Annotated in this window: 11 protein-coding genes; 9 read left to right on the forward strand and 2 right to left on the reverse strand. The window is 43.2% G+C overall.

Annotation, left to right across the window (positions count from 1 at the left end; translation table 11 throughout):
• Nucleotides 1-6 precede the first annotated feature (6 nt).
• From grpE to lepA, 4 genes are all read left to right on the forward strand, one after another.
• Nucleotides 7-615, forward strand: coding sequence for a nucleotide exchange factor GrpE (gene grpE / locus DNL43_RS09340; protein ID WP_054768974.1), 609 nt, complete (start codon nt 7-9; stop codon nt 613-615).
• A gap of 27 nt (nt 616-642) precedes the next feature.
• Entirely contained in the window at nt 643-2,514 is a 1,872-nt protein-coding gene (gene dnaK, locus DNL43_RS09345; RefSeq protein ID WP_056982607.1) for a molecular chaperone DnaK, read from the forward strand.
• 110 nt (nt 2,515-2,624) lie between these two features.
• Nucleotides 2,625-3,773, forward strand: coding sequence for a molecular chaperone DnaJ (dnaJ, locus tag DNL43_RS09350; RefSeq protein ID WP_056982609.1), 1,149 nt, complete (start codon nt 2,625-2,627; stop codon nt 3,771-3,773).
• A gap of 160 nt (nt 3,774-3,933) precedes the next feature.
• On the forward strand, nt 3,934-5,772 hold the full coding sequence (gene lepA / locus DNL43_RS09355; RefSeq protein WP_056982611.1) for a translation elongation factor 4: 1,839 nt from the start codon (nt 3,934-3,936) through the stop codon (nt 5,770-5,772).
• Between the two features lie 64 nt (nt 5,773-5,836).
• Here lepA and DNL43_RS09360 read toward each other — a convergent pair whose 3' ends face one another.
• Nucleotides 5,837-6,280: a hypothetical protein gene (locus DNL43_RS09360; protein WP_054768973.1), complete on the reverse strand. Its 444-nt coding sequence runs from the start codon at nt 6,278-6,280 to the stop codon at nt 5,837-5,839.
• Nucleotides 6,281-6,408: 128 nt separating this feature from the next.
• Nucleotides 6,409-6,804: a hypothetical protein gene (locus tag DNL43_RS09365; RefSeq protein ID WP_056982613.1), complete on the reverse strand. Its 396-nt coding sequence runs from the start codon at nt 6,802-6,804 to the stop codon at nt 6,409-6,411.
• A gap of 165 nt (nt 6,805-6,969) precedes the next feature.
• Between DNL43_RS09365 and DNL43_RS09370 the strand changes: the two genes are divergently transcribed.
• From DNL43_RS09370 to dtd, 5 genes are all read left to right on the forward strand, one after another.
• Entirely contained in the window at nt 6,970-7,320 is a 351-nt protein-coding gene (locus DNL43_RS09370) for a hypothetical protein (RefSeq protein WP_179286794.1), read from the forward strand.
• A 109-nt stretch (nt 7,321-7,429) separates the two neighbouring features.
• Nucleotides 7,430-8,389, forward strand: a complete 960-nt coding sequence (gene prmA / locus DNL43_RS09375; RefSeq protein ID WP_056982615.1) for a 50S ribosomal protein L11 methyltransferase — start codon at nt 7,430-7,432, stop codon at nt 8,387-8,389.
• 2 nt (nt 8,390-8,391) lie between these two features.
• Nucleotides 8,392-9,132 carry a 16S rRNA (uracil(1498)-N(3))-methyltransferase gene (locus DNL43_RS09380; protein ID WP_056982617.1) on the forward strand — a complete coding sequence of 247 codons (741 nt, stop codon included), beginning with the start codon at nt 8,392-8,394 and terminating at the stop codon, nt 9,130-9,132.
• Nucleotides 9,133-9,221: 89 nt separating this feature from the next.
• Entirely contained in the window at nt 9,222-11,450 is a 2,229-nt protein-coding gene (locus DNL43_RS09385) for a RelA/SpoT family protein (protein WP_056982620.1), read from the forward strand.
• Nucleotides 11,451-11,462: 12 nt separating this feature from the next.
• Nucleotides 11,463-11,909, forward strand: a complete 447-nt coding sequence (dtd, locus tag DNL43_RS09390) for a D-aminoacyl-tRNA deacylase (RefSeq protein ID WP_056982621.1) — start codon at nt 11,463-11,465, stop codon at nt 11,907-11,909.
• The last annotated feature ends 44 nt before the right edge of the window (nt 11,910-11,953 follow it).

Here is an 11,953-nt window from a genome sequence, read left to right on the forward strand (position 1 = left end):
GATTGTTTGGCAGACAGTAAAGATGATTCAACTAAGAAGAATCAAAACGGGCCAACTCAGGAGAAATCGGCTCAAGCTGGCAAAGCTGAGAAACAAACAGCTAAGCATGGCAAAGACGCTGATAAGACCCAAAGCCGAGATTCTGATGATACTAAAAAGTTAAAACAAACAGTTGTTGAACTGCAAAAGAAGCTTGACGCAATGGAAAACAAATTCCTTCGGGCTGAAGCCGATATGCGAAATATCGAAACCCATGCCAAGAAAGAACAAGCAGACCTGATCAAGTATGACGGTCAACAATTGGCACATGATATTCTGCCGATTGCGGATAACCTGCAGCGAGCACTAAAAGTTGATGTCACTGATGAAGGCGGCAAGCAGCTTAAGCAGGGTGTTTCAATGGTTTATAAGCATTTCAACAAAGCCTTGTCTGATAACGGGGTTGAAGTGATTGATGCATTAAATAAACCATTTGATCCAAAATTTCATCAAGCAGTTCAGACTTCGCCAGCCGATGATGATCATCCGGCTGACACTGTTGTTCAGGTTCTTCAAGACGGCTATCGTTTGAAGGACCGGGTTCTTCGACCAGCAATGGTTGTTGTAGCAAAATAAAACTTTAAAAGAAAAAGAGGATTATCTATGGCAAGTAATAAAATTATTGGTATTGATTTAGGAACTACTAATTCCGCCGTTGCCGTTCTTGAAGGCAGCGAGCCTAAAATTATTCCAAACCCAGAAGGTGCCCGTACGACACCATCAGTTGTTGCATTTAAAGATGGTAAGCCACAGGTTGGTGAAGTTGCCAAGCGACAAGAAATCACCAACCCAAACACCGTTCGCTCAATTAAGAGTCACATGGGTGAAAAAGGTTACACAGTTGATATCGATGGTAAGAAGTACACTCCTCAACAAATTTCTGCGATGATTCTTCAATACATCAAGGATTTTGCCGAAGATTATTTGGGTGACAAGGTTGAAAATGCCGTTATCACTGTTCCTGCTTACTTTAACGATGCTCAACGTCAAGCAACTAAAGATGCTGGTAAAATTGCCGGCTTAACTGTTAAGCGAATTATCAACGAACCAACTGCCGCTGCTCTGGCATATGGTTTGGATAAACAAGATAAAGATGAAAAGATCCTGGTTTACGATTTAGGTGGTGGTACTTTCGATGTTTCCGTCCTTGAATTAGGTGACGGTGTCTTCCAAGTATTATCAACTAATGGTGATACTCATCTTGGTGGTGATGACTTTGACCAACGAATCATTGACTGGTTGGTTGAAGGATTCAAGAAGGACAATGGCGTTGATTTGTCAAAAGACAAGATGGCATTACAACGTTTGAAGGATGCTGCTGAAAAAGCTAAGAAGGATCTTTCAGGTGTGACTGAATCAGAAATCAGTTTGCCATTTATTTCCGCTGGTGAAAATGGTCCTTTGCATTTGCAAACAACTTTGACTCGTGCCAAATTCAACGAATTGACTTCTGACTTGGTTGCCAAGACCAAGGTTCCATTTGACAATGCTTTGAAGGATGCCAAGTTGAGCACTTCAGACATTGACCAAGTTATCTTAAACGGTGGTTCAACTCGTATTCCTGCTGTTCAAAAAGCTGTAAAGTCATGGACTGGTAAGGATTCAAACCACTCAATTAACCCTGATGAAGCCGTTGCTTTAGGTGCCGCTGTTCAAGGTGGTGTTATTACCGGTGATGTTAAGGATGTTGTTTTGCTTGATGTTACTCCATTGTCACTTGGTATTGAAACCATGGGTGGTGTCTTCACTAAGTTAATCGACCGTAACACAACGATTCCAACCAGCAAGTCACAAGTATTCTCAACTGCTGCCGATAATCAACCAGCCGTTGATATCCACGTTCTCCAAGGTGAACGTCCAATGGCTGCCGATGATAAGACATTAGGTCAATTCCAGCTGACTGACATTCCAGCTGCTCCTCGTGGGGTTCCTCAGATCGAAGTTAAATTTGATATTGACAAGAACGGAATTGTTAACGTTTCTGCCAAGGATAAGGGAACTGGCAAAGAGCAAAAGATTACCATCAAAGATTCATCAGGTCTTTCAGATGATGAAATCAAGAAGATGATGAACGAAGCCAAGGAAAACGAAGAAGCTGATAAGAAGCGTAAGGAATCAGCTGATTTGAACAACGAAGTTGACCAATTGATCTTCCAGACTGATAAGACTCTTAAAGATGTTAAGGGCAAAGTATCAGACGACGAAATCAAGAAGGCTGAAGATGCTCGTGACGCTCTTAAGAAAGCCAAGGAAGATAACAACGTTGACGACATGAAGTCAAAGAAGGATGCTTTGAACAAGATTGTTCAAGACTTGGCTGTCAAATTGTATCAACAAAAAGCACCTAAAGACGGTGGCGCTGCTGGCCAAGCTGGCCCACAAGCCGGTTCAGCTGACAACAAAGGCACTGGCAAGGGTGACGATGGTACTGTTGACGGTGACTTCCACGAAGTTCACGATGATGATAAAAAGTAATTTGTAAGCTAATATTTTTGATGAGAAGTCAAGGCCGGCTGGCTTTGGCTTTTTGTTAAAATATGGTATATTATCATGGTTAAAGACTTGAATGAGGATGGGAGTTTCTAATGGCAGAAAAAGATTATTATGATATTCTTGGAGTTTCCAAAGACGCCAGCGATGACGAAATCAAACACGCCTATCGTAAGCTTTCAAAAAAGTGGCATCCAGACATTAATAAGGCTCCTAATGCTGAAGCAAAATTTAAAGAGATTAACGAAGCATACGAAACACTGAGTGATCCACAAAAGCGGGCCAACTATGATCAATATGGCTCAGCTGATGGTGCTGGTGCCGGATTTGGCGGTGGCGGCCAAGGCGGATTCAGTAACTTTGGTGGCGGTGCCGGCGGTGGATTTGGCTTTGATGATATATTCAGCCAATTCTTCGGCGGCGGTCAGCAAAGATCTGATCCTTCCGCACCACAACAAGGCCGTGACCTGCAATACCAGATGACGCTGGAATTTAAAGAAGCCATCTTTGGTAAAAAGACGGTTATTAAATATAACCGTGAAGCTCAATGTAAGACCTGTGGCGGTACTGGTGCCAAGCCCGGTACTTCACCCGTTACCTGTTCCCGATGTGGAGGTCGTGGCTATGTAACCACCGAGACCAATACACCGCTTGGCAGAATGCAGTCACGTCAGGTATGTCCTGTATGTCACGGAACCGGTAAAGAAATTAAAGAGAAGTGCCCAACTTGTGGCGGTAGTGGTAAAACTGACGAGCGTCATGAACTTGAAGTCAATGTCCCAGCCGGTATTGACGATGGTCAACAGATGAGACTTCAAGGCCAAGGTGAAGCCGGTGAAAATGGCGGCCCTTATGGTGACTTGTATATTGTCTTCCGGGTAAAGCCAAGCAAAGACTTTACGCGTGATGGTGCGACAATTTACGTCAACCAGCCGATCACATTTGCCCGAGCAGCACTTGGCGGCAAAATTAAAGTCAAGACTGTTCATGGTGATGTCGAACTTAAAGTTCCTGCCGGTACTCAAACCGGCACCACTTTCCGTTTGAAAGGTAAGGGTGCTCCAAGACTGCGTGGCAACGGCAATGGTGACGAACGGGTTACCGTTACGGTTGTGACACCAAAGTCGCTCAATAAGAATCAGAAGATTGCTTTGGAAGCATTTGCCAAGGCAAGTGGCGACAATATCGCCGGTAAGGGCGGCAGTAATTTTTTTGACAAGATGAAAGATGCATTTGATAAATAAAATGATGGTCAATCATTTTTAAAGGGTCAGTTGGCGTGTTCAGCGCCGCTGGACTCTTTTTTTAGCTTATCGATCGGTCACGATTCTTGTTTAACTTTGGATAAACACAAATGGCTGTTATAATTGTAAACAGTTAAACAAATGAAAGTGAGAACACAACATGGATTTAGACAAAATGAAGGATCATCAAAAATATATTCGAAACTTTTCCATCGTTGCTCACATCGACCATGGGAAGTCGACCTTAGCTGATCGAATTCTTGAAATGACGGATACGGTTGCCAAACGTGACATGAAAGATCAATTGTTGGATAACATGGATCTTGAGCGTGAACGAGGCATTACCATTAAACTGAATGCCGTTGAACTCACATACCATGCTAAAGATGGTCATGACTATGAGTTCCATTTAATCGATACCCCGGGGCACGTGGACTTCTCTTATGAAGTTTCGCGAAGCCTTGCTGCCTGTGAGGGTGCGGTACTGGTTGTCGATGCTGCACAGGGAGTCGAAGCCCAAACTTTGGCCAACGTTTATCTCGCGATTGACGATAATTTGGAAATTGTGCCGGTAATCAATAAAATTGATTTGCCATCTGCAGAACCCGAGAAGGTTCGGAGTGAAATTGAAAATGTGATTGGACTGGATGCGTCTGATGCCGTTTTGGCAAGTGCCAAGAAGGGAATCGGGGTTCCAGAACTCCTTGAACAAATCGTTCATAAGATTCCAGCTCCCGATGGGGATGTCAAAGCACCTTTAAAGGCACTGGTATTTGACTCCGTCTACGATGATTATCGCGGGGTTGTCCTCAGTGTTCGGTTGTTTGAAGGAACCGTTCAGCCTGGTGACAAGATTCGAATGATGAACAGTGGTAGTGAGTATGAAGTGACCGAAGTGGGTGTCAATTCACCTAAACCGGTTAAAAGAGACTACCTCATGTCCGGAGATGTTGGTTATATTACTGCCAGCATTAAAGATATCACCCAGACCCGTGTTGGTGATACGGTTACCAACGCTCTTGACCCAGCAGATGAAGCATTGCCCGGATATCGTGAAATGAACCCGATGGTGTATGCCGGATTATACCCGACTGATAACGCCAAGTTTGATGATTTACGTGAAGCTTTGGAAAAACTGAAGTTAAATGATGCCGCATTGGAATTTGAACCCGAAATTTCCAAGGCCTTGGGCTTCGGTTTCCGTTGTGGTTTTCTTGGACTACTCCACATGGATGTTGTTCAGGAACGACTCGAGCGGGAATTTAACCTTGAGTTGATCACGACCGCACCATCAGTTACTTACGAAGTTAAATTGACCGATGGGGAAGACAAGACCGTTGAAAACCCATCAGAAATGCCGGATGTTTCATCCATTAAGCAGATTTCCGAACCATACGTTAAAGCCACTATCATGGTTCCAAACGATTATGTTGGACCGGTGATGGAGCTTTGCCAGCGTAGACGTGGTGAATTTGACACGATGGAGTATCTCGATGAGTACCGAGTTAACGTGATTTATCATATGCCGTTGTCAGAAATCATTTTTGACTTCTTTGATAAATTAAAGTCAAGTACCAAAGGATACGCTTCACTTGATTACGATTTGGAAGATTATAAGCCAAGTGACCTGGTTAAAATTGATATTTTATTAAATGGTGAAAAAGTCGATGCGTTGAGTTTCATTTCTCACCGTCAATTTGCTGCATCCCGAGCACGAGACATTGTCGGAAAATTAAAGAACATTATTCCCCGGCAAAACTTTGAAATTCCGGTTCAAGCGGCAATTGGTGCCAAAATTATTGCCCGAACCAATATCAAGGCATACCGAAAGGATGTTACCGCCAAGTTGTATGGTGGTGATCGAACCCGTCGGATGAAGTTGCTTGAAAAGCAAAAAGCCGGTAAGAAGCGGATGAAGGCAGTGGGGAAGGTTGATATCCCTCAGGAAGCTTTCATGGCCGTTCTTCAAACTGACGAGGAAGAAAAAGGCGACAAATAAATTTGCAAATAAAAATCCCATTACTGGATGTTATTCATCCAAGTAATGGGATTTTTGAAATCGTTTATTTTACTTCGGCTTCCAACTGATTGGGGTTTGGAGCCAATTGATTGTAAATTGTTTCAAGATGTTCCAGTTCAAGCTTATTGCCGATAACGTCATTGAACATTTGCTCAACCGCAGCGGTCATTGCTTTTTCATCTGGTTGGGCATCGGGAGATTCAACTTTTGCTTGTTGAATTTCATATAATTCTTGAAGAAGATTGATTAGGCGATGACGAAAATGCGATAATTGAATTGATGTTGGAAAGTCGTCATTTTCGTGTTTGACGTGGTAGTCAAAGTATCGTTCCAGTTTCTCAACCGTATTTAGTGACAGACGGTCAATGGATCTGGTATGATTCCTTAATCTGATGATGATTGACGAGTTAACCCCCGTTAACTTCTGTATTTGATAGGCACTATCATGACTGTCGATAACTGCCTGAATTTTTTCTCTAGTATTCATATGCATTTCCCCCAAATGATAAAAAAATGATGATAAAATTCAGTATTTAATTTTAATTTTCCTGTCACAGTTACCATATGACAATTGACACACACTTGTCAAACTAATACACTTTGGGAGAAATGAAATTATCCAATCCGCAGTTCAGTGACCAATTTGGTATCAATAATTGGATTGCCGTCTTTTCCCTGATGGCTAACAACCCGGTTAATCATGCCATTGTCGATCACATATTCATCAAAGAATTTTTTGGTTGGCACTTCGAGAAGACTTCGATCGTGAGATTGCTCAAAAGCAACCTGATCCAACAACAGATTCTTGGGGGTTGCTGAAAAAATATTATAAATTGCCTTGAGGGCAACTTCCCCAGATTTTAAGATTGTGGGGTCCAGATAACTTCTCAGGAATAATTGGTGACCTTCAAAAATCGTATCGCTGGAGTTTGACTCCAGCACTGCCCGGTAGCGAATTTCAAGTGTATCGGGACGGATTTTGTTGATGAATCGAATTCGGAATAATTCCATAATTGTCAACTCCTTTCCTACATCATATGCTAAACTTGTTAAGTAAAGCAACCTCGAAGTATGAGAAACAGTTTGCGTTTTCTATCACATTCAATTATTATATATATTAATTCGTCATTTATTCGATTCGAAAAATTAAAATTTAATAAGCTGGGAGGTGTTATTATTCTAAGTCGAACGAAACAGTATTTAAGAAAAAATGGGTATTTTTATAAAAAGGAATATATTCGCCCCTTGCTTACCCCGGACAACATCTACATTTTTAGATTTGGCCGCGACCGCTTGGATAACCGGCTTATTATTCGGTACAGTCATAAGTGGACTGGAAGACAACGCATTAACGAAATAGATTTACGTCTTCATAAGCAAAAGCATCCCCGGATTTTTGAAAATGAATCTGAATTATTGAATTACTTGGAAGACCATCTGCTGAAACACGAAGCTAAAGTACGTGCCAGAGAGGCAGAAAAAAAGCGTGAAGGAAAAAAGCATGCCGCAAACGGCGTGTCAAAATGATACGGACTCTCACAGAAAGCTGGTTTTTGCCTATTTGGGCTGAAACCAGCTTTCCGTCTAAAATGACCAATTAAGCCGGATTTTTGACTGTAAATTAAAGGAGAAAGCAATGGATTGGACAGAATTATCAATCATGACAACCAGTGAGGCAGTGGAAGCTGTTTCCAATATTTTAATGGAACATGGCGCATCTGGCGTCTCAATTGAAGATGCAAAGGATTTTGAAAAATTAAAGCCCGGTAGATATGGTGATCACGGTGAAATTGTTGATCCAGCCGACCTGACTCATATTACGCAGGGAGCGGTTGTGTCAGCGTACTATCCAAATAATCAGCATATTGACCAAGAGGCCGAAGAAATTGCCCATAAGGTTCGAAATCTGTCCCAATTCGGGCTAAATCCTGGTCCGGCCGAAGTCAACATTACGTCGGTCGTCAACCAGGATTGGCAGACGGCTTGGGAAAAATACTATCATCCCGTTTCAATTTCCAGATTTATGACGATTGTGCCAAGCTGGGAAGACTATCAACCTAAATCAGATCAGGAAAAGATTCTTCGCTTGGATCCCGGAATGGCATTTGGAACCGGAACTCATCCAACAACTCGATTATCCCTTCAAGCATTGGAAATCGTGATGCAGGGCGGGGAGTCGATCCTAGATGTCGGTACCGGCTCGGGTGTTTTGAGTATTGCGGCCAAATTGATGGGCGCCGGAAAAATTCACGCGTTTGACGTCGACGATATTGCGGTCAGGTCAGCCGAAAAGAATATTCAGCTCAATCCGGCAGCCAAAGATATTCAAGTTTCCGCAAACGATCTTCTTAAAGGGATTCATGAACAAGTCGATATTGTTGTTGCCAATATTTTGGCAGAAATTATCGTGCCACTGGTGCCCCAGGCATGGCAGAATTTAAAGCCCCAAGGTTATTTTCTGACCTCCGGGATCATCAAAGATAAATTTGAAACGGTTCGAGATTCAATGACCCAGCAGGGATTCCTGATCATCGAAACGTTAAGAATGAAAGACTGGTATGGCATTATCGCGCAAAAGCCAAAGGATGAGGATTAACGATGCAGCACTATTTCTTAAACAAAAGTTTGACCACCGGCCAATCCGTTCAGCTGCCAAAAGAGATTGCCCATCATTTGGGGAAAGTCTTGCGGGCTGAGGTGGGTGACCAATTTGAACTGGTTTCAAGCGAGCATCAAGTCTTTGAAGCCAAAATAAGTGAGCTTGACGGCAATCAAATCACCGCAGTGGTGACTGAACAAACGAATAAAGATGTTGAGCTGCCTGTCAACGTGACGATCGTCAGTGGGCTGTCAAAGGGTAACAAGCCTGAGTGGATTGTCCAAAAGGCGACGGAACTGGGTGTCTCAAAAGTCATTTTTATGCCAATGAACTGGTCAATTGTTAAGTGGGATCAAAAAGCATCGAAAAAAATTAACCGACTGAACGAGGTCGCGTTAAGTGCTGCCGAACAATCCCATCGAAATGTGGTTCCTGAAGTTGCCTATTTGAATGGGCTTAAAGCATTGACCCAAATGAATTTCGATACCAAGCTGGTTGCCTATGAAGAGTCTGCCAAAGTCGGTGAAGAAGCGAATTTGGTTAAAGCTGTCAGGCAGACTTCACCAGGCCAATCGATTGTGGCAGTCTTTGGCCCTGAGGGTGGCATTAGTGAATCTGAAATTTCACTTTTAAAAGAAAATGGATTTGTTTTGGCCGGCCTTGGTCCCCGAATCATGCGTACCGAAACCGCTCCGTTATATTTTTTGAGCGCGGTTTCTGTCTTGACCGAACTGATCTAGTTAGCTGAATGACGTTGACAACAATGATATTATTATGATAAAGATTAATTGATGAACGCCTCCGGGCAGATGAGAGAAGAGTTGGTAGAATGGCAACGAAAATTTGGACTCCAGACGATGTAATCGAAAAAGTTTCCGAGTACATGAATAAAGAACATGTCGATGAGGTTAAAAAAGCATATAAATTTGCAAAAATTGCCCATCAATACCAGAAACGTCAATCGGGCGAACCCTACATTACGCATCCAACCCAAGTGGCTGGTATTTTAGCTGACCTGCATATGGACCCTGAGACGGTTTCAGCCGGTTTTCTGCATGATGTAGTAGAAGATACCGGGGCCACTTTAAGCGACATCCAAGAGCTTTTTGGCCACGATATCGCGCTGATTGTCGACGGGGTTACCAAGCTGTCTAAAATTAAATACAAATCAAGCGAAGAACGGCTGGCTGAAAACCACCGAAAGTTATTGCTTGCAATGTGTAAAGATATCCGGGTCATGATCGTTAAGCTGGCTGACCGGCTGCATAACATGCGGACGCTTAAGTCACTGCGTCCCGATAAGCAGCGCCGCATTGCCAGTGAAACCTTGGAAATCTATGCACCCATTGCCGACCGTTTAGGTATTGGAACTATCAAGTGGGAACTTGAGGACATTTCATTACGTTACCTCAACCCACAGCAATATTATCGAATTGTTCATTTGATGAACTCACGACGAGATCAACGGGTGGATTATATCGATAAGGCGATTAAGGAAGTTAAGCAGGCAATTTCTGCACTGGGAATTAAGGCTGAAATTTATGGCCGTCCCAAGCACATTTATTCTGTTTACCGGAAAATGGTTGAAAAGCATAAGCAGTTCAGCCAAATCTATGATCTATTGGCCATTCGGGTAATTGTGGATTCAATTAAGGACTGTTACGCGGTTTTAGGTGCCATTCATTCCGAATGGAAGCCAATGCCCGGACGGTTCAAAGATTATATTGCAATGCCTAAGGCCAACATGTATCAATCGTTGCATACAACCGTTATCGGCCCTGAAGGCAAGCCGCTGGAAGTGCAGATTCGAACGGAAGAAATGCACCGAGTTGCTGAATTTGGTATTGCTGCTCACTGGGCATACAAGGAAGGCATTACCAGCGCGGTTAAAAGTTCTCAGGATAACAATAAGCTGAACTGGTTTAAACAAATTATCGAGCTTCAAGAAGATACCGATGACGCCGCCGACTTTATGGACAGTGTCAAAGGGGAACTATTTGGCGATCACGTCTATGTCTTTACTCCCAAGGGGGATGTTTACGAACTTCCCAAGGGTGCCGGCCCACTTGATATGGCTTATATGATTCATACCGAAGTTGGAAACCACACCACCGGTGCGCGGGTAAACGGCAAAATTGTGCCCCTGGATCATCAGTTAAAGACCGGTGATATTGTCGATATTATTACTGCCACCGGTTCTGCCGGTCCCAGTCGTGATTGGCTTAAGTTGGTTCATACCCGGCGAGCAAGAAATAAAATTAAGCAGTACTTCCGACAAGAAGATCGGACTAAGAACATTGAAGAGGGAAAGAATCTGATTTCACGAAAACTTCGTGAAGCTGGATTTGAGCCCAACCGGATCATGATTCCGGATAAACTTGAAAAAGCAGCCAATAACATGCATTATCAACACGCTGACGATCTATTGGCAGCGGTTGGTTTTGGTGACGTGCAGCCAACCGGGGTTATTAACCGATTGACCGAAGACGCCCGTGCCCAGCTTAAAAAGGAACGTCAGGATAAGGCCGAAAAGGAAGTCCTTGAAGGCCATCAGACAATTTCCGAAGATACGGAGACTGCCAAGAAGCAAAAGAAGCGCAAGTCTTCCAACGGAATTGTCATTGAAGGTGTCGACAATTTGTTGGTTCGCTTGAGTCACTGCTGCACACCTGTGCCGGGTGACAAGATTGTTGGTTACATTACCAAAGGCCGTGGGGTTTCTATTCATCGGGTTGACTGTCCAAACATTCGAACTGCCGAAGAAAACGGTGAACGTTTGATTGAAGTCGCTTGGGCTGACAATCCGGAAGAACGAGCTATGTACGATGCCAGTCTTTCCGTTCAGGGATACAATCGATCGGGATTATTGACCAACGTTTTGACCGCTGTTAATTCAGCTACCAAGACGGTGTCATCTGTTAACGGTCAGGTTGATAACAATAAGATGGCCACAATTTCACTGGTCGTTGGCGTCCGCAACCTTGAACAGTTGGAACGGGTAATTGGTGCTATTAAAAACGTTCACGATGTTTATTTGGTTGAACGAAAATTCAGATAGGAGTTTAGCTGGATGAGAGTCGTATTACAAAGAGTGAAAGAAGCATCCGTCAGTATCGATGGTCAGGTTCATGGCAAAATTGGCAAAGGATTCGTTTTGCTGGTTGGGGTAAGTGATAGCGATGGTGACGAAGAAGTTGCCTATTTAACCCATAAAATCAGTAAGTTAAGGGTCTTTGAAGACGATAATGGCAAATTGAATTTGGATATTAATGCCGTTAACGGCGCAATCTTATCCATCTCCCAGTTCACTTTGTATGCAGATACCAAGAAGGGCAATCGGCCAAGTTTTACCAAAGCCGGTGAGCCGGAACACGCAGACAAAGTTTATGAGCAGTTGAATGAAAGTTTGCGACAGACTGGACTGGATGTTCAAACCGGTGTATTTGGTGCCGACATGCTGGTCAATATTCAAAATGATGGTCCGGTTACCATTCTTTTTGACACAGATAACAAATGATTTAGATAAAAATAAAAGTCGAATCGTGAAGATTCGGCTTTTTT

Source organism: Lentilactobacillus kefiri, assembly GCF_009739535.1.
Classification (GTDB): Bacteria; Bacillota; Bacilli; order Lactobacillales; family Lactobacillaceae; genus Lentilactobacillus; species Lentilactobacillus kefiri.

Coding starts and splice junctions, on each gene's coding strand:
- dnaK (WP_056982607.1), top strand. CDS start 643: ATGGCAAGTAATAAAATTATTGGTATTGATTTAGGAACTACTAATTCC.
- dnaJ (WP_056982609.1), top strand. CDS start 2,625: ATGGCAGAAAAAGATTATTATGATATTCTTGGAGTTTCCAAAGACGCC.
- lepA (WP_056982611.1), top strand. CDS start 3,934: ATGGATTTAGACAAAATGAAGGATCATCAAAAATATATTCGAAACTTT.
- DNL43_RS09360 (WP_054768973.1), bottom strand. CDS start 6,280: ATGAATACTAGAGAAAAAATTCAGGCAGTTATCGACAGTCATGATAGT.
- DNL43_RS09365 (WP_056982613.1), bottom strand. CDS start 6,804: ATGGAATTATTCCGAATTCGATTCATCAACAAAATCCGTCCCGATACA.
- prmA (WP_056982615.1), top strand. CDS start 7,430: ATGGATTGGACAGAATTATCAATCATGACAACCAGTGAGGCAGTGGAA.
- DNL43_RS09380 (WP_056982617.1), top strand. CDS start 8,392: ATGCAGCACTATTTCTTAAACAAAAGTTTGACCACCGGCCAATCCGTT.
- DNL43_RS09385 (WP_056982620.1), top strand. CDS start 9,222: ATGGCAACGAAAATTTGGACTCCAGACGATGTAATCGAAAAAGTTTCC.
- dtd (WP_056982621.1), top strand. CDS start 11,463: ATGAGAGTCGTATTACAAAGAGTGAAAGAAGCATCCGTCAGTATCGAT.